At 41.5% G+C, this 17,686-nt stretch carries 17 protein-coding genes; 2 read left to right on the plus strand and 15 right to left on the minus strand.

The window, feature by feature from the left end; genetic code table 11:
- Positions 1–39: 39 nt before the first annotated feature.
- A complete protein-coding gene (locus tag QM968_RS03410; RefSeq protein ID WP_414382265.1) occupies positions 40–891 on the minus strand; it encodes a VOC family protein in 852 nt (283 codons plus the stop codon).
- A 174-nt stretch (positions 892–1,065) separates the two neighbouring features.
- On the opposite strand from QM968_RS03410, the gene QM968_RS03415 reads away from it, so the two are divergent.
- On the plus strand, positions 1,066–1,761 hold the full coding sequence (locus QM968_RS03415) for a VIT family protein (RefSeq protein ID WP_009732452.1): 696 nt from the start codon (positions 1,066–1,068) through the stop codon (positions 1,759–1,761).
- Positions 1,762–1,955: 194 nt separating this feature from the next.
- Here QM968_RS03415 and QM968_RS03420 read toward each other — a convergent pair whose 3' ends face one another.
- The 14 genes from QM968_RS03420 to QM968_RS03485 all read right to left on the minus strand — a co-directional run bounded on the left by QM968_RS03420 (position 1,956) and on the right by QM968_RS03485 (position 17,078).
- Positions 1,956–2,495 carry an NADPH-dependent FMN reductase gene (locus QM968_RS03420; RefSeq protein WP_009732451.1) on the minus strand — a complete coding sequence of 180 codons (540 nt, stop codon included), beginning with the start codon at positions 2,493–2,495 and terminating at the stop codon, positions 1,956–1,958.
- Between the two features lie 167 nt (positions 2,496–2,662).
- The gene (locus QM968_RS03425; RefSeq protein ID WP_414382268.1) at positions 2,663–3,586 is read right to left on the minus strand and encodes an L-lactate dehydrogenase; all 924 of its coding nucleotides are present in this window, start codon (positions 3,584–3,586) and stop codon (positions 2,663–2,665) included.
- A 152-nt stretch (positions 3,587–3,738) separates the two neighbouring features.
- Entirely contained in the window at positions 3,739–4,614 is an 876-nt protein-coding gene (locus QM968_RS03430; RefSeq protein WP_414382270.1) for an Rpn family recombination-promoting nuclease/putative transposase, read from the minus strand.
- Positions 4,615–4,700: 86 nt separating this feature from the next.
- Positions 4,701–5,786, minus strand: a complete 1,086-nt coding sequence (locus tag QM968_RS03435; protein ID WP_414382273.1) for a HigA family addiction module antitoxin — start codon at positions 5,784–5,786, stop codon at positions 4,701–4,703.
- Entirely contained in the window at positions 5,779–6,117 is a 339-nt protein-coding gene (locus QM968_RS03440; RefSeq protein WP_135782516.1) for a type II toxin-antitoxin system RelE/ParE family toxin, read from the minus strand. The genes QM968_RS03435 and QM968_RS03440 overlap by 8 nt, the downstream gene beginning before the upstream one ends.
- Before the next feature lie 118 nt (positions 6,118–6,235).
- The gene (locus QM968_RS03445) at positions 6,236–7,837 is read right to left on the minus strand and encodes a type I restriction-modification system subunit M (protein WP_414382276.1); all 1,602 of its coding nucleotides are present in this window, start codon (positions 7,835–7,837) and stop codon (positions 6,236–6,238) included.
- A 21-nt stretch (positions 7,838–7,858) separates the two neighbouring features.
- Positions 7,859–8,152, minus strand: a complete 294-nt coding sequence (locus QM968_RS03450) for a helix-turn-helix domain-containing protein (RefSeq protein ID WP_021144391.1) — start codon at positions 8,150–8,152, stop codon at positions 7,859–7,861.
- Positions 8,142–8,507 carry a type II toxin-antitoxin system RelE/ParE family toxin gene (locus QM968_RS03455; protein WP_257738554.1) on the minus strand — a complete coding sequence of 122 codons (366 nt, stop codon included), beginning with the start codon at positions 8,505–8,507 and terminating at the stop codon, positions 8,142–8,144. Before QM968_RS03455 ends, QM968_RS03450 begins: the two co-directional genes overlap by 11 nt.
- Before the next feature lie 165 nt (positions 8,508–8,672).
- Entirely contained in the window at positions 8,673–9,908 is a 1,236-nt protein-coding gene (locus tag QM968_RS03460) for a restriction endonuclease subunit S (RefSeq protein WP_414382279.1), read from the minus strand.
- 26 nt (positions 9,909–9,934) lie between these two features.
- Positions 9,935–12,664, minus strand: a complete 2,730-nt coding sequence (locus QM968_RS03465; protein ID WP_414382282.1) for an AAA family ATPase — start codon at positions 12,662–12,664, stop codon at positions 9,935–9,937.
- 185 nt (positions 12,665–12,849) lie between these two features.
- Complete coding sequence (locus tag QM968_RS03470) at positions 12,850–15,843, minus strand: type I restriction endonuclease subunit R (RefSeq protein WP_414382285.1); 2,994 nt, start codon at positions 15,841–15,843, stop codon at positions 12,850–12,852.
- A 126-nt stretch (positions 15,844–15,969) separates the two neighbouring features.
- Positions 15,970–16,335 (minus strand): TIGR02328 family protein, encoded by a 366-nt coding sequence (locus QM968_RS03475; protein ID WP_009732446.1) that lies wholly within the window; start codon positions 16,333–16,335, stop codon positions 15,970–15,972.
- Positions 16,336–16,713, minus strand: a complete 378-nt coding sequence (locus QM968_RS03480; RefSeq protein ID WP_270285316.1) for a YbgA family protein — start codon at positions 16,711–16,713, stop codon at positions 16,336–16,338.
- Between the two features lie 107 nt (positions 16,714–16,820).
- Positions 16,821–17,078, minus strand: coding sequence for a SemiSWEET family transporter (locus QM968_RS03485; RefSeq protein ID WP_040803284.1), 258 nt, complete (start codon positions 17,076–17,078; stop codon positions 16,821–16,823).
- 280 nt (positions 17,079–17,358) lie between these two features.
- Here QM968_RS03485 and QM968_RS03490 point away from each other — a divergent pair, with 280 nt between their 5' ends.
- Entirely contained in the window at positions 17,359–17,622 is a 264-nt protein-coding gene (locus tag QM968_RS03490; RefSeq protein WP_003012241.1) for a SemiSWEET family transporter, read from the plus strand.
- Positions 17,623–17,686 lie beyond the last annotated feature (64 nt).

The following is a 17,686-nucleotide window of genomic DNA, read 5'->3' on the forward strand; positions in this document are numbered from 1 at the left end:
CTTCTAAATTAGTTGGAGTTCTTTCCCACTCCCTTTTTGTTATCCTTTTCTTACCCTCGTTACAATACCATCAGGATCTTCAAAAGAAAATTCACTAGATGTCACCCAGTTGATCGGAGCCCTTTGTGTTTTCGCTCTTTCTGCAATAACAACTAAGTCATCTTTGTTTGCCACTTCAACGACGTAATAGGCAAGTCCAGGAAATTCTGCTTTTCTCTTGTCCAAGTTTTTTCCACCCCACTCATTGACAGCTAGGTGATGGTGGTAATCTCCTGAGGCAATCCAGCTGGCCGATGGAATGGTGAACTTATTGGCTAGGCCCAAAACTGCTTGGTAGAAAGTTGTTGCTTGCTCGCTATCCTTGACCGATAAGTGGATATGCCCCATGCGGGTATCTGGCGCAATGACAAAAGGATCAACCTTGCGGCCCATGTCATAAATTTCTTGTGCTGAGAGTTCCTCTGTCACCCCAATGATGCGGCCATCATCCCGAATATCCCAGTCGGCAACAGGTTTATCTCTATAGAGTTCGATACCATTTCCTTCTGGATCTTCCAAATAAAGAGCTTCGCTATAGCCATGATCTGCTGCGCCAACAAAGGGATAGTTCAACTCCGCAATATGTTTAAACACATCTGCTAGATCCTCGCGAGACGGCAATAAAATCGCCATATGGTAAAGGCCATAAGACTCCTTAACATTCTCATCTCGTGGTGTTTGAAATAAGTGCACTAAGGGCTTTCCCCCAGCTCCCAAAAGTACATCTTGATCGGATTGCGACAGAATCATGAGGCCAAGGACTTGTGTATAAAAAACGGTTTGTCGTGTCAAATCCTTAACATTTAGCACTGCTTCTGCGAGGTAAATCTTACTATTATATGTGTATGCCATATCTCCTCCTAGTTGTAAAATTGTTTGTTACATTGTATCTTTTTACGATGTACTGTCAACCGTTATATCATTTGTTTTATTAAATTGTCGAACTTTTATCATTTGAATGTAAGTACTTGCTTTCTTTCTGTTTTTTATTTATAATCATTCTAAATAAGATAAAGGAGACATTGTATGACTGAAATGAAACATGGAGTAGATGAATCATTTGGCGATCGCTTGAATATCTTAAGAGCTGCGGTTCTAGGGGCCAATGATGGAATCATTTCTATCGCTGGAGTGGTGATCGGGGTGGCCAGTGCCACGCATAACATCTGGATCATTTTCTTATCTGGCTTGTCTGCAATTCTGGCCGGTGCCTTTTCGATGGCGGGTGGTGAGTATGTTTCTGTTTCCACACAAAAAGACACGGAAGAAGCTGCTGTGAACCGCGAACAAGCCTTATTGGATCGCGATCCAAAGTTAGCTAGAGAATCTCTCTACCATGCTTATCTTGAAAATGGAGAATGCGAAACTTCAGCAAAAATTCTGACAGAGCGGGCCTTTCTGAAACACCCCCTCAAAGCCTTGGTCGAAGAGAAATACGGCATTGAATACGAAGAATTTACCAATCCTTGGCATGCAGCTGCATCTAGCTTCCTTGCTTTTTCTATTGGTTCCCTTCCTCCAATGCTCTCTATCATTCTCTTTCCAGCTAACTATCGCATTCCAGTGACAGTCTTCGTTGTTGGACTATCCTTGATCTTCACTGGCTATACCAGTGCGAAACTAGGAAAAGCACCAACCAAGCCAGCCATGCTTCGCAACCTGATCATTGGCCTCCTTACCATGGGAGTAACCTATTTCTTTGGACAACTCTTTAGTATCTAAAAAAGCTGAGACTTTTGTCTCAGTTTTCAGATCGTAGACAACCCCTACCAGCAATAGAAACATTGCCATTTTGTAGGTTGGACACCATAGAATGAAAACTCTTAGGAATGCTGATATAGCGCTATTCGTAAGAGTTTTTTACTTTCTCTATTTTTTAAAAAAACTGAAGAAAATTGTCCAAAATGGACTTTTTCTTATGCTTCTAACAGAGCTTGTGCTTGTTTTTTCAATCCTTCCACTGCTTCATCTGTCAAGATCAATTCACCTGTTGCCCAGGCTTCTGGGTTCACGGTTGTTCCTGTGAAGTCACCCACTACTTGAGTCCGAACGAATGGTAAGAGGGCTTGGTAAGCCGCAAACATTGGCTCGTGTCCTGCATTAGCGACTGAAGAGACGGTTACGATCTTGTCTTGGAGGGCAGATGGGCCACGAGTTTCTGACAGATCAAGGGCACGGCTAAGCCAGTCGATCAGGTTTTTCACTACACCTGGAATGGCAAAGTTATAAACTGGTGAGAAGATCCAAATCGCATCTGCCGCAAGGACCGCATCACGCGCTGCTTGTACCGCTGGCAAGGTTGGCGTTTCTAAATCTTGGTTAAACAAAGGGATGTCCTTGTAGTGCAAGTAAGTCACTGTTGCTTTTCCTTCAAGAAGGCTTTCTGCTTTCTGCGCCATTTGATGGTTGAAAGATCCTTGACGAAGGGATCCGACGATAAATAAAATGTTTTTCATAGTTATTACCTCTTTTGTTGTAAGATTATTTGTTACAAGTAATATTATACATACCATAGATGTAATGTCAAGAATTACAACTTGGAATTTACTAAGCTTTATTAAATTCACTAAGCAAGGGCTAAGACAATTGAGAGGCTAGGACTTTTGTCCCAGCCTCCTCTCTTTTATGCATGCTCCAGCCCTTTTTTTGTGTTTTCCTTGATGGTTTCGGCTGAATGGAGTAATTTTTCTTTTTCTTCTTCTGTCAAATGCAAGTCCAATCGTTCAATAATTCCTTTTCCACCTACAATCGCTGGATAGCCAAGATAGGTTCCATATTCTGGACGATAGTTAGAGACTGGCATTTCCTCGTGGCTATCATTGATCACAGCTTCTGCTAAGCGTTGGGCTGCTGCAGCAATCCCAAAATTGGTATAGAATTTGCCAAAAAAGACAGTATGACCACCACGCAAGGACTCGTAGTTGATGGCGTCCAGCTCTTCTTGAGAGAAGAGATCGGTGATAGCGTGTCCTTTGACACGGACCTGACTCCAAGCAACAAATTGAGAATTTCCATGCTCACCGAGGTTATAGCCAGATACACTAGCAGGAGATACCTGCAAACGATCGGCGACTGCGCGCTTCATCCGAGCTGTATCCAGCAAGGTTCCTGTCCCAATCACCTGCTCTTTTGGAAGGCCGGTATATTGTTGATAGAGTTGAGTAACCGCATCGACCGGATTGGTCACTACCAATAAGACCCCACTAAAGCCAGAAGCCTTCAAATCACGCGCTACTTGCACCACTTGCTTGCTAGTAAAAGGAAGCTCCGCAAAACGGTCATCCGTGTTATTGGCCTGCAACTCGATATTTCCAAGAGTCGACACCACGACATCCGCATCTACTAAGGCCGAATAGTCATTGACCGTGATATGAACCGGATACCCCGTATTGGCAACTGTATCACAGAAATCCAAGGCATCTGCCTTGACCTTTTTCTCATTGGTATCAATCAAGACCAAGTGATCACAAGTGTGTTTCAAAATCATGCTGTGGGTCAAGGTCGCACCCACATGCCCCAAACCAATAATACCAATTTTTCTTGTCATCAGAATCCTCTTTTCTAGTATCGATCACACTGTTGGTGAGGAGCGCTCTTTATTGACTCTATTCTACCACAATCCTAGAAAAGCGGATTGAAAAAATGGGGAAATTTTCAAGTTTTTTCAAAAAGAAAAGAGGCACTGCCTCTTTTAACGACTCAGGAAAGAAGAGTCTCAATTTCTTCAATGGTTAAGCCCGTCATATCCGAGATCAACTCAGGCAACATTCCTCGTGATACCATCTCGCATACCAACTGTTTACGACCTTGTTCGAGACCTTCTTCTCGCGCTTCGTCAATCGCCGTCTCCAGGGTCATATCATAATTTTCTTGAATGCGAATACGCTCGTCTATCATGGTCTTCTCCTCCTTGGTCCAGCTAGATGAATCTAATAATGAATCTGCGTGAGCAACGGCCTGACTGGGAGCTTTTGTAAAGGGAAGATTCCCAAAAAACTCCAGCCACTGTCTACCTGCATCTGTCAGGTTCTCATCTTTATTATACTTGTCTAGCTCTAAAAAGGCAACCTGCAGAAGATTTTGGTGCTTGCCATTTTTATAATAGGCCTTGAGTTGCTTGCCAGACCGGCTATTGGTCAGCCAGTATTTATTGATGGCGGCCTCTTCGTCTAGTAAGAGCGACTTCTCCAAAATGGCAATCCCATAGACGGGCTCCATCTGCTCGTACATCTTATGTGTCTGTCCTTGCTGGCGCAGTTTTTGTACATTCTCCACCAGCTGATTGGCCAGATAATAATGGAACCGGTTCAAGAAATACTGCTGTTTGCGAATCTGGATCTCGATGATCACCTCGGTTCCATCATGGAGCTTGGCTCTCACATCCACCGCAGTGGAGAACAAGTCATCCTCCTCATAAGCCATGCTGTGGGGCTGGCTTCCCTCCACTATCTGAGCGTCCGCCACATCCAGCTCCAAAATGTCTCGAATAAATGCTGCCGTCACCTCTGGCAAACTAAAAATCTTCTTGGCCATGATGTCCAAGGTCGGCGATACGTGCGCATGTCTCTTTTGCATCCCTGCTCCTTTTCGATAAAAAATAGAGGGAAGGTCCCTCTACTTCTATAATTCGAAAAAAATTTGGGAAAGTGAGTACAAGACCATTACGAAACGAAGTAATAGTTTTCTTTTAATTCTCTATATCTGTCAAAACTGAGAATACCCTCATTTTGTAATCTTCCTAAAACAATACTAGGATGAATATCGATTTCCTCAGCAAAGCGTAGAATATCCGACTTATCAAAGTTTCCTTGTTCAACAAAAACTTGATAGTCTTCCGGTCTTATTAAGAGATCTTTTGCAAACTGATCTGCCAGTTCCTCAGAACGTCGGTATGACTTACCATTTCCATCATCTGATGAAAACTCGTTCTCCAGAATATGCCCAATCTCATGGAAAAGTGAGAACCAGAAAATATCTGACGCTTTATTTCGATCTGTGAGTAAAAGCAAGGCACTACCATTTCCAAATTTTTTCGTAGCACCATTTAGATTGGCATTTGGCAAAGCAGGTAGACCAACTAGGACAACACCACAATCTAGCAAGATATCATACAGGCGTTGAGGAAAGACTTCAGGATCTTGTCTGGTCAACTTTCTCAAAGCAGGCAAGTTTCTCTCAAGCTTTCTGCGATTGAGCTTAGTAGTCGTTATATCACGCGCTTTTTTAGATGCCAACTCCAACATGATATTGGAGTTCACTATACTTTTAGTCGTGAACTCACGCGTATTTCGATAACTCACCTGATTGTTAAAAGATGAGAACTTGTCTAAACTCGCCACTCCTAGAATCTTGCGAAGCTCAACAATCTTTTCTTTCAATGTATAGCGTTTATCTGGAACGTAGCCTTCTGCCTTAAAATACTTGAAATCAATCATCTCACAGATTTCTTTCTCGCTACCTTCTTCTAGCTCTTTTTGTTCTACAATTTCTGCAACTTTTACATCGTAAGCATTTTGAAGATTGAGCCAAGTTTGCATGGAAACTCCGCTTAGTTTGGCTAACTTATGAGCCGTCTCTTTACTAATAGACTCCTCCGCATTGACGAGCTTGCTGACAGTCTTTGCTGAAACTCCTAAACGTTCCGCAAATTCTTTCTGCGTTACGTTATAATCTTCAATCAACTCTTCAACATACTGACCTGGATGAAAAGCAATCAGGTCTTTGTATTCAACAATTTTATTACTCATAGTGATTGCTGACCTCCTCTATTTTTAGGATTTCGATTTCAACAGGACTAGGAAATACCTTTTCTAGGTCCTCCTCACGAAATTCTACAATCAACCGATAGGAACTTTTCCGACCATCTATATCCAAAGCAAACTGTCCTTGTCTCTTTCCCTTGAGTTGGTGAAAGTGATATTTAGGAAAAGCTATCACACTGGCCAAAGAATCTGCTGCTTCCAAAAAGGTAATCAACTGATGCAACTTTACAGCAATCTTATCCGAAAAATCCTTTTTCGCACGCCTCAGCTCTGTGCACTGCTTTTCAACAGTTTTATTTGTATAGATAAGCTTCATATGTCCCTTTCTGTTAAATTAAATTACCTTTTAGGTAATTTAATTGTATCAGATTAGCAATGAAAAGACCAGTTAAAACTTTCATTAACTGGTCCTTATTGAATCAAAGACTGAGACCCTACCCCTTAAACTCCTCGACGAATTTCTTGAGTTCAGCATCGGCTTCTGGCGTTGTTCCATGAAGCTGGCTGAGCATGTCTAGAAGAGAGGCTGTCTGGGTTTCAATAGTGGCGTTGGTTTGGTTGATCTTGGCCACGATATCTGTCAGTGGCTCTACCTCTTCTTCCTCAAAGGTATCCACATAGCGCGGGATATTGAGGTTGTAGTCATTCTCAACGATCTCCTCGAAGCTAGCCAGATGGGCAAACTTATCCATGTCCTCTCTACTCTTATAAGCCTTAAGGATCTTCTCGATATGGGCATCCGTCATGATGTTCTGGTTCTTGCCCTTGTCAAATTCCTTAGAAGCATCGATAAAGTAAACGTCCCGATTAGTCCGGTTCTTTTTGAGAATGATGACCGTCGTTGGGATGCTAGTATTGAAGAAGATATTGGCAGGTAGACCGATCACGGTATCAATAGCCCCTTCTTCCAGCAAGGCCTTGCGAATGGTTCCTTCAGCATTGCCACGGAAAAGGACCCCGTGAGGAAGGACGATAGCCATCACACCATTGTCTTGTTTCAAGTGATAGTAACCATGCAAGAGAAAGGCGAAGTCAGCCTTGGACTGAGGCGCGAGCTTACCAAATGGGGAGAAGCGAGGATCTTGGAGGAAACCAGAGCTTGCGGACCACTTAGCTGAGTAAGGTGGGTTCATGAGGACCCCATCAAAGTTGGTCGGCTCTTGGGTCGGCCAGTCTTCGTCCAGCGTATCGGCATTGTGCAAGAACTGGTTTTCCACCGGAACCCCGTGTAGGATCATGTTCATTCGAGCCAGGTTATAGGTAGAGGTATTGAGCTCCTGGCCAAAGTACTGGACCGTTTGAGGCTGGTGAGAAAATTTCTTGGCATTGAGCAAGAGGGAGCCCGATCCCATGGTGGCATCGTAGATAGTAAAGCCCTGCACGTCTTCACGCCCTAAAAAGGCAATCTGGGTCATGAGCTTGGCTACAGGCTGGGGCGTATAAAACTCTCCTGCTTTCTTACCAGAGTCGGTCGCAAACTGACCGATCAAGTACTCATAAGCATCCCCAAGCATATCACCCGCATGACCTGCCACGTCCAGCACTGCCAATTCTTTCATAACGGCAGCCACTAGCTGGTTTTGCTTTTGAGGAGTAGCCCCTAGCTTCTTGGAGTAGAGATCAATGTCCTCAAAGAGGTTTTCATAGAGGTCGTCACTTTGCTCGATGTCTCGGAAACCCTGAGCCAGATCTTCCAGCTGGAAGGTGCCTTCATTGACCCGGTCCACCAAGGCCGTAAAGGTCAAGTCTGGCTTGATGACATAGTTGAGCTCATCGGTGATAACAGTGATCAGATCCTCTTGAGAGTCTGGATCCTCATAGTAGGATCGGTAAAGCGCCAAGGCTTCATCCAGACTCTCTGTCTCCTCTTCCATGGTCTCCGCCACGAAGAAGAGCAACTTATCTGAGAGGTACTTGTAAAAAATCATCCCCAAGAGATAGGACTTGTAGTCATTGGCATCCATCTTAGAGCGGAGCACGTCCGCTGAGTTCCACAGGGCTTGGTAGAGCGACTGGGAGGTTTGTGTTGTTTCCATAGTAATTCTTTCTGATTTCTTTTAGACCTTTTCTTGTTCCAGTGGGACGACAGCGAGGGTCTTGCCCAGACTGGCTAAGACTTTCAAGACCGTGTCCAATTGAGGACTGGTCTTTCCTGTCTCCATCCGAGCGATGACCGGTTGACTGACCCCACTGAGTTCTTCTAGTTTCTTTTGGCTAATGCCCTTTTCATGCCGAGCCTCGATCAGCTCAGTCATAATCGCGACCCGCAGATCACTTTCCAGGATTTCTTCCTTGGTGAAGAGCTCTGCTCTCACATCTTTCCAATTGCTGCCGATGGCACTATTCTTCATCACTTAGCCCTCTTTCCTTCAATTCTTGCAACTCCCGCTTGGCTTTCTCGATCTCTCGTCTGGGTGTCTTTTGCGTCTTTTTGACAAAATGATGCAGTAAGACAAAACTCCCATCCAGCCAAGCCACGAATAAAATCCGATCTCGCAAGGATCTCAACTCCCAGATCTCTGCATCCAGATGCTTGATGTAGGGTTGGCCAGCACGTGTTCCCTGCTGGCTCAAAAGCTCGATGTAGTCGTTGAGCTTGTTAAGTTTGATCCGGCTGTCCTTATCATCGCGACGAGCTAGCTCCCTCATGTAGTCCAAGACCGGTTGATTCCCCTGTTTGTCCTTATAAAAATAAATAGCGTGCACAAAGCAACCTCTTTTCGAATTTATTATAACTCTAAAGTTATTAAAAGTAAATACTTTTAAGTTATTAAATACCAAGGAGCACCCTTTAAAAAGATCAAAGGGGCTCACTTATATTATTCGAAAAATGCTGTGCTTATGGTTGTTGATAAGGGGAATTTTTGAAGGTTAGATAAACATATCTTGTAAGAGTTTCTTTTTGAGAGTTTCTAGCTGAGAAATTTTTTCTTGGTGAGCAGCGATGAGGTTATCAAGGTTTGAGAAGTAGGAGCCAATGGCTTGTTGTTCGTCATAACTTGGAATTGCAATTAATATTTCAATAAGATCGTTAACATTAATAGCTGGATAACTTGTTCCGGTACATCTATCAAGTACTTTACTTAAGAATCTATTATTTTGTAACAAAATTAAAAGAAAATCACTATCACACCTCTTAAAAATTGGACGCAATTGCGCATATCCAGTTGAAAATACGTAGTCTATCTCATCCAATTTAAATAAATAATTATTTTTCTGATAGGGTCTAACAGTCTGATAAAAAACATCACCTTTTTTTGCTAAACGTTGTGCCCTGGAAGGGGCAGATTCCTTGCGCTCTTCACGTATTTTATTAATTCGCGTCCCTACCACAGATTCCAAATCAATATACTTAAAATTTTCAGGTAATTCACTTTTGGGATTTGTATGTACAACATCTCTCAATTTCAACTTCTCCCACTCACCTTCAAATCCTTCTATACGAATCTCAGGAACGGTCTGTCCAGCTTTGGGAAACATCTTGGCGAGCATGGTCGCCTTGAGAGATTGGTAGTTGGTGAGATTGTCCTTGTAGCTAGCCAGAAGGTCGTCGAGGGTGCGGAAGAGTGTGCCGATTGCGGATTGTTCTTCTAGAGATGGAACGATAACATCCCATTCTTTCACCTCAGACATCGGTACCAAATTTACCATTGCTGATGCAGGGTTTGCTTTCGTTAGCTTGTTTTGCATTTCTGGTGATCTCATCCATTGTAAAAAGAATTCCTTATCAATGTTTTTATTAACTCTTAATCTTATTAGAGCTTGATTAAACACACCTTTCTCAATTCCCTCAGGTACTAGTGAAATTTTACCAATAGTACCAGCACCACTCATAATAAAGTCACCAGGTAACAACATAAATTTCTTTAATTCACGATACTTTTCTTCTAAGATTCTATATCTCGTATTAAAGTGATCATATATCGCATTTTGCTGTTCATAAACTACATACTCGCTATTTGGAACAAATAATTCTTTTTTTAAAGCACTACCAAATGGACCTCGTCTAATTCCCTCTTCTGAGTTAAGCAAATTTTTAAATTTTACTTTTTGCCAATCAATTTTAGAATTGTTAAATCTAATTTTAGGAATTTTTTTATTTCCCATCTTAATAAAAAAACCTCTTTTCTGTACTATAACTTCGTTCTTAATAAATTAATATCTTTTTTAATATCTTTCCTTTTCAAATGTGAGATCACGTTTTTCTCAGTCTCCGGACTCCAGTACAATTTGAGATATTTTTTTGTCCGAGTCATAGCGGTATAAAGTATGTTATGATTAATTTGTTCATCAACTTCATTAGTGATAACAATTTTAACAGATTCATACTCCAAACCTTGAGCCTTATGAATCGAAATTGCATAAGATACTTGAAATGGTACAGTTGATGACTTGTCTTCTAAATCCTCATCTGCACTACTATACTTATTTACATAAAATCTGACAATAGAGTTTTTGGGGCTACTATTACTTATAAGTTCTAATTCACTATCAGAAACGTCCAAGCCATTTAGAACAACATCTAGTAATTCTATAGTAAAAGAAATTCTATTATCATCAATTACTTGAATATCTTTGATAACACCTTTTAAATTATTATATAGTAGCCCATTAAATCTACTTGTCTCATTAAAAACTATTGGATCATTAATTTTATATAGTTGTGAATTCCATTCAAAACTTGGGTTCGGATTAACTGCTTGTAAAAGTCTATTGATATTATTAATTCCATAAATACCGTCATAATTCAAACTTAAAATAATTTCGTCTTCATGGATTTTTTCAAATATAGTTTCATCCAACGGGAAATTTAGGTTTTTTCTTGATAAATGCTCCATAATATCGGGTTCAATGTTTCTTACTTTATTCCAAACATTAATCAATTCATTATCCTGGGTCCTATATGGTGTATTTAATTCTACTATCGCCTCATCTTTTATGAATTCCTTAGCAAGTTCAAACCAATTTCCAAACTGTATTGACTCAATTTGAAGAACATCACCTACTAAAACAAGAAATTTGCAAGAAATATTCTTCAATAATTTAGCCATATCAGCATTACTTACCGTACTACACTCGTCAATAAATAATATATCGCACTCTATATCTGATCTATGTATAATACTTTTAATTGTCGAAAAATTGCAATTTGATGAACTGATTCTTCTCTTCAAATTTTCAACTGCTGTATGAGTTACAGCTAGAAATAATTTATCTGCTGAATTAAAAAATTGTGCAATATGATTTATAAAGTATGTTTTACCTGTTCCAGCAGAACCATATACTAAAGATACCGCCGAATTAGAAAAAAGCGAAGTTAGTTTTTCTTTTTTATAAGAATCATCTATATTATCTCCATTCTCCTCTAGCCACTTTTCAACTGATTTAGAATGATTGATATTATTATGACCTGAAAAATCTTTTAACGTATTTAATATTTCAAGCGAATCTATTTCATATTGTGAAATAAAAATTTGTCCCCTTTCTACTTTCAACTTCCTACCCGCATGTTGGCTAATTAATTTTCTATTATACTGATTTACTAATTCGTCAACTCTTCCAGAATACTCTTCTGGTAGCTCTTTTATCAAAGTATACAGTTTTCCGTATACTTCAGTATTGTTTTTTACTAGCCTAGTTAGAAATTCATCGTCTTTTCCATTACTATCAATACATTCTAATAAATCATATATTTGGGGATTGTGGTTTACTAAAGATGTACAAAATGGCATTTCATCAAAAGGAATACAACCCCATTGCAATCGTAGACCTGATAATTTTTTATTTCCCCCATCATATTGATTATTAGGATGATTGTCATAATAATATTGATTTTTTAGAACTCTATTATTCATATGAAATAATAAGTATTTCAAGATGTTAAAACCAGGCTTCTTTTCCTGAACTATTATCCTAATTTTATCTAACATGTTAAAGATATAGGATACCTTCGACCTTTCATTGATAAAAGATCTTATATATAAATATAAATCCTGATTTATCTCTATAATATCAACTAAGTTCATTTGATATTTTTTCAAAAATGACATAAGAATCTGATATTCCACGTGTGAAGATTTAATCTCATCATTCCCCATTTTTAGGATAGAACTCAGAGAATTAAATTCACATGGTCGAATAGAGACTTCCCAATCATCGATTACTAAAATTGTGAGAGGTGAGCCATATATATTTATTTTTTCTGTTCGAATATATAGCTTTGTTGCATAATTGAACAGTATCTCCTTATTGGTATATGCTGTGATTCTTTCAAATTTATTATGGTTCCCATCTGTACTAGTATATGTCACTTCATAATAAATTTTTTGATTAATGAAAAATGGTTTGATTTTCTGAATGTAGTATCTTTCGTTAAAAGAAATAGGATAAATAGGATTATCAATAGCATTAGCGATTTTAGAATAATATTCCTCAGACATTGTATCCATATTAAGTGGAAAATTATTAAGATTTTCTAACACCTTGAATCCATATGTATTTTTCAAAAAAACTTTAATTTTGAGTAGATATTCATAATATTTAATCATTAATCTCTCTGAATTATTCTCATCAAGGGTATAATGCGATGCTGAGGGTTTAAGAAATTTATGAAACTTCCTTAAAAAATTATAGTTACTATTTTCATAAATATAATTTTTTCCTAAACCCAAGTTATCATAATTCCATTCTAAGTCTACATTGTTATCATGATTATATATTTTAAGGGCGATATGTTCTACAAAATTCCGAAGCTCATTCATAATATTTTGAGAAAAAAATCCCCGTTCTCCAGTTTCCTTTATAAGCTTAATATTCTTACAAATATTTTTATCAATATCTAAAATATGTTTATCAATTTCCATAGTACATACTCCCAGCTTAGTAATACACTCCCATGCTCTTGATCACTCGAAATTTCTTTTTTCTCAATCATTTGTATAGTATTATCCTTAATTTTACTTATCTTCTATACAAATGAATAATTCAGATTATGAGATTAATTTATAAGTTTGATAAAAGAGTTCCCTCAAGTCAATGATAATTACTCCTACCTCCCCACTCTCAACGGCTCAATCACCTCTTCGATCAGTTGGATATAGGCTTCTTTGATTTGTTTTTTATAGCTGAGTGGGTTGAGGGCATCTGCCACTTCTGCCTTGTAGTCTTTGTAGCGTTGGCTCTTGGTCAGCTGGCTTTCGCCGGCTTGTTTTTTAGCGCCTTTGCGGTAGTGTTGGATATAGTAGCGGAGTTCGTCGGCTCCGATATACCAGCGTTTGGCAAAGCTTTCGATATGGCTATCGATGATGGATTCGATCATTTGGTCCAAGACTCCGGTGATGGATTGTCCTCGGTAGCGTTCGGGTTCTTCTTGGACTTGAGTCCAGAGGTTTTGGATGATCTCCGCTAGGCTTGGATTGGTCCGGTTCAGGCTTTCGATATAGCTATCCACGGTTGCGATATCCTTGTCACTCAGGGTCTGCTCGTCATTTTCCTCCTGCTGGATCATACTCTGGATCAGCATCAGGATATAGGCATAGTTGATCTCATCGACTTGGACAGACTCCAGCTCATAGTGGATATCCAGCTCATCCTCGCAGTCCACTTCTGGATCCCTGCTCTTGATCTCTGCCAGTATATTTTGATAGAGGCCCAGATAGGCTTCGAGCTGACTATCGCTGAGGCCCGTTTCCCGATAGATCTCTTCCTTATCATACTCTGAGTAGACGCGGATCGAGGCTTGGTACTTGTCAAAGACCTGATAGGCTTTAGCCACCTTGCGGAGCTGAGCCGTTGGGGCCTGCTCAAGGGCGACTCCTTCTTCTTCGAAGTCTGTGACTTGGCCTTTAAACTCTGCCCAGGCTTTTAAGAAGTTGCGTTTCTCTTCTTCCCAGCTTGGTGCTAGGACCTCATTTTCTCCTCCATTGGAGTAGAGCTTGAGGGCATTGTCGACGGCTTCCTTAAAGGCTTGAGGGCGCTGGAAGGTGATGATATGGCCGAAGTGCTTCTTATCATCAAAGATCCGATTGGTCCGGCTAAAGGACTGGATCAAGTCCTGTGGGCGCATAGGCTTGCGATCGATAAAGAGCGTAGAAAGACAAGGCGCATCAAAGCCAGTCAAGAGACGGTCGACCACGATGACCAAATCCAACTGCTCATTGCGGTAGAGGTACTTGTCCTGCTTTCTGGCCAGGCGATTGTTGACATCGGTGTTAAAGCCCCGCAGATCCGCTAGGCTAAAATGCGTACCAAACTCTTGGTTGTAGTCCTCCATGACCTGCTTCATGTGTTCTTGGTAGCCTATGGACTCTTCCTCATTTTCAGACACTGAGTAGGTGATGGTAAACTTTGGAAAATCTGGTAAATGGCGTTTGACCCGCTCGGAGACCTTGACCCGCTCCTTGCCAACGAGAATGCTCTTGAGCAGATTGTAATAGGCTTGTGCTCGTGGGATAGACTTGACTGTCAAAATAGCCTCATAGCTCTTTCCGACCCCTTTATGGATATTGAGCTGTTGCTGGCTCTTATTGAGGATGGCATCCAGGACTTCTAGCATGTGCTCCTTGTCCTCATAGGCCTGGTCTGGGATCTCTTCTTCTTGCAGATCTGAGATGATGGTGTTGCGGTAGTCTACCTTAAAGCCCAGAACTGCTCCATCATGGATGGCTTCCTTGACGGTGTATTCATGCAGACGATCGCCATACTGTTGGTGGGTGGTCTGAGCCAGGTCTCCCACTTGCTTGCGTTTGTTTTCTTTAAAGATCGGAGTCCCTGTAAAGCCGTACCAGAGAGAATTCTTGAAGTAGGCCTTGATCTCCTTTTGCGTCTGTGGCGTGACCGCCCGGTGGCACTCATCCACTACAAAGGCCACGCGCAGATCCTTGATCTTCCCAGCATCCCGCTGGTACTTCCCTTCTTCAAACTTGCGCATCATGGTTGTGATTTTCTGGATGGTCGTGACCACCACGCGCTTGTCATTGCCCCCTAGGCGCTTGACCAGTTCATGGGTATTGTCCGTCTCGTCGATGTCGATGACATCATTAGCTGCATAAGAGAGGAAGGACGAGGTCGTCTGCTGGTTCAGGTCTCTGCGGTCGACGACAAATATGGTCTTTTGAATAGCAGGAATCTGCAAGAGATTGCGTGCTACCTTGTAAGAGGTCAGGGTCTTGCCTGATCCGGTCGTGTGCCAGATATAACCTGACTCTTGGCGACGAGAGGCTTCCTGTACAGCCTCGATGGCATGGATCTGGTAGGGACGCAGGAGGATGAGGGCTTTCTTACTATCGTCGATGACTGAGTACTGCATGACCATCTGGTGGGCACGAGGGATAGAAAGGACCTCATGGGCAAAGCTGTTGAGATCGATCATGGGTTGGTTGTCCTTGTCTACCCACTTAGTCAGGAATTGCTTGTTTAGCTTGCTTTCACGGGCTGCAGCGATATAGCGTGTGTCGACTTTATTGGTCACGACAAACATCTGTAAGCTAGAGTAAATCCCCCGGAACTTGCCTTCACGGTCGTACTTTTTGATCTGGTGAAAGGCATCTAGAAAGGCTACTCGTGGACTCTTGAGTTCGATATGGATGAGAGGCAGGCCATTGATCAGAAGGGTCGTATCGAGCCGTCGATCTTGGTCTAGCGGATAGGCCTTGTCGCGTTCGACTTGGTTGACCACTTCATAGCTCGACTTACCAGCTGCAATATTGTCCCGCCAGATGACCGCGAGACGGATAGTTCCTAGGCTAGCGTCTTCTCGCTGGACTTCTACCTTGGCGATGCCATTTTCACCAGCAAGCCACTTGGCCGCTTCATAGTAGCTAACAAAGTTGAGCTGGTTCTTGATCTGGCGCTTTTCTTGGTCTGTCAAGTGATGGTCCGCCAGCACGGCGACATTGTTTTGCGCCAGCTTATCAAAGAAATTATCCCATAACTGGTCTTCATTCTTGAGATCCTCGCGATAGGTCCACTGACTCTCTCCTGAAGTCAACTGCTGGATCAGCTGTCTTTCAATCTCAAGTTCTGGAGTTGCTACTGCCTTCATCCGTCTATCCTTTTCCTGTGCATAATCTCCTATTATTATAGCATGTTTGAGAAAGAAATTAACGCTTTCAAAGCATTTTGTTGGTTTTTCGCGCAAAAAAACGAACCTGGTCTGGTCCGTTCTTTCTTAATCTAAATAAATCCCTTTTTCTGCTAGATTGTCTAGACATTCTTGTAGGTAAGTTTCCTGATGCTCGGGATAGATGGGTGTGCTCAATGCTTCCTCTTCCAGCTCTGGATAGGCTGGACAGTTCTTGCCTCGGTAGGTCGACTCCCACCACTCTGGGCTGACCTTATAGCCACGAGCGGTCATCTCCTCCATGATTAGTCGGTGATAGGCATAGAGACGATAGGGAGAGTAGTCAAAGACATAGTTGACCGTCGCGTGCTTCTTGCCCCAGCCATTGCCTCGAAGAGCGCAGCATTCCCGGTGTTGGCCCAGGAGCTGGGGACGAGGAAGTTTGGGAATCAAGTCTTGGTGCCAGAGTCTCATCTATTGACCTCCTAGTAGCGTCGAGTCTTGTAAGTAGCGATTCGGGTAGCGCTCTAGGAGCGTCTGGATCCCCTTGATGAGATCCTCTTGACTAGCTTGTCCATGCTGATATTTCTCAAGTAGCAGCATGAAGTCAGCCTTTTCCTCAGGAGTCGCCTGCTTTTTAAAATAACCCCAGATATGCTGGAAGGCATTGGAGACCTGACCACGATTTTCCGGCAAGGCCAGCGCTTGCTGGATCAGGTCCTCGACGTGGCTGACCTCCACCTGGTCTTGCTTGAGGTATTCTCGAATCTCCTTGTAAATGTTGCTGGAACGACTGAGCACCAGGTATTTATTTTTCGCCCATAGGACCTGACAGTGATGTTTTTGATCCACTCGTGTCTCCTTTTGATCTTCTCTATGAATAGTCCTCCCATTATACCATGGAAATGGGTGAAGTCATAAAAAAAGAAGCCAGACTTTTGTCCAGCTTTTTTAATTAATTACAAGGCTGTGATCGCTGTGATCAAACCAAAGATGATCCCTGGTGCATTAGCTGCAGCAAGTGGGATATCGCGTTCTTTTTTGAAAAGTCCATAATAGACCCAAAGACTACAGTTGATGGCTGCGACAAGAGGTTGAATAAAGTTTCCTTTGTGACCAGCGAGATTATCTATAATTTGTGGGAAGTAAGAGACATACATCATCACAGACATAAAGGTCGCAACCCAACCAAGAATTTTCATTTGTTTTTCATTCATTTTCATGATACCTTTCGTTTTTTAAGTACGCACTATTCTAACGCTTGCCCTCTTAAAATTCAAGTACTTTTTTCAAATGTTACTAAACTGTAAAGTGTCACAATCTTGTGATTTTGCAGGAAGATGGATTTCTTTTCGAGTGAATTTTCTCTCTAGTTGCCATTTTTTGACACTTTGTCTAATTCTTTTGCAAATGTGATCGTTTTCATTTTGCGTAGCATGCAAATTAATTGCATTTTCTTCCTACTTATGCTATTTTGATACACAGAGGTAAAATTTTATGAATAAACAAAAAATCAACCAAATCGTTGGCTCGATCGGTGCCTTTATTGGGATTATCGTTTTCATTGCCTACATCCCACAAATTATTGCTAATTTACAGGGAAATAAGGCCCAACCTTTCCAACCCTTGTCAGCTGCTATTTCTTGCTTGATCTGGGTCATTTATGGTTGGACAAAGGAACCTAAAAAAGACTGGATTTTGATCATTCCGAATTCGGCAGGTGTCATCCTAGGGGGATTGACTTTCCTTACATCACTTTAATAGAAAGTGAACAAAGACTGAACTCTACGGGTTCAGTCTTTTTTGTGTATCCCTTTGAAAAACA

Source organism: Streptococcus sp. OMI870 (genome assembly GCF_047460295.1).
In the GTDB taxonomy this organism is placed as follows: Bacteria; Bacillota; Bacilli; order Lactobacillales; family Streptococcaceae; genus Streptococcus.

Excerpts from the sequence above, each read along its gene's own strand:
- QM968_RS03425 (WP_414382268.1), bottom strand. The coding sequence starts at position 3,586 with ATGACAAGAAAAATTGGTATTATTGGTTTGGGGCATGTGGGTGCGACC.
- QM968_RS03410 (WP_414382265.1), bottom strand. The coding sequence starts at position 891 with ATGGCATACACATATAATAGTAAGATTTACCTCGCAGAAGCAGTGCTA.
- QM968_RS03475 (WP_009732446.1), bottom strand. The coding sequence starts at position 16,335 with ATGAGACTCTGGCACCAAGACTTGATTCCCAAACTTCCTCGTCCCCAG.
- QM968_RS03460 (WP_414382279.1), bottom strand. The coding sequence starts at position 9,908 with ATGGGAAATAAAAAAATTCCTAAAATTAGATTTAACAATTCTAAAATT.
- QM968_RS03440 (WP_135782516.1), bottom strand. The coding sequence starts at position 6,117 with ATGAAGCTTATCTATACAAATAAAACTGTTGAAAAGCAGTGCACAGAG.
- QM968_RS03470 (WP_414382285.1), bottom strand. The coding sequence starts at position 15,843 with ATGAAGGCAGTAGCAACTCCAGAACTTGAGATTGAAAGACAGCTGATC.
- QM968_RS03420 (WP_009732451.1), bottom strand. The coding sequence starts at position 2,495 with ATGAAAAACATTTTATTTATCGTCGGATCCCTTCGTCAAGGATCTTTC.
- QM968_RS03450 (WP_021144391.1), bottom strand. The coding sequence starts at position 8,152 with ATGAAGAATAGTGCCATCGGCAGCAATTGGAAAGATGTGAGAGCAGAG.
- QM968_RS03415 (WP_009732452.1), top strand. The coding sequence starts at position 1,066 with ATGACTGAAATGAAACATGGAGTAGATGAATCATTTGGCGATCGCTTG.
- QM968_RS03430 (WP_414382270.1), bottom strand. The coding sequence starts at position 4,614 with ATGCAAAAGAGACATGCGCACGTATCGCCGACCTTGGACATCATGGCC.
- QM968_RS03490 (WP_003012241.1), top strand. The coding sequence starts at position 17,359 with ATGAATAAACAAAAAATCAACCAAATCGTTGGCTCGATCGGTGCCTTT.
- QM968_RS03445 (WP_414382276.1), bottom strand. The coding sequence starts at position 7,837 with ATGGAAACAACACAAACCTCCCAGTCGCTCTACCAAGCCCTGTGGAAC.
- QM968_RS03485 (WP_040803284.1), bottom strand. The coding sequence starts at position 17,078 with ATGAATGAAAAACAAATGAAAATTCTTGGTTGGGTTGCGACCTTTATG.
- QM968_RS03435 (WP_414382273.1), bottom strand. The coding sequence starts at position 5,786 with ATGAGTAATAAAATTGTTGAATACAAAGACCTGATTGCTTTTCATCCA.
- QM968_RS03465 (WP_414382282.1), bottom strand. The coding sequence starts at position 12,664 with ATGGAAATTGATAAACATATTTTAGATATTGATAAAAATATTTGTAAG.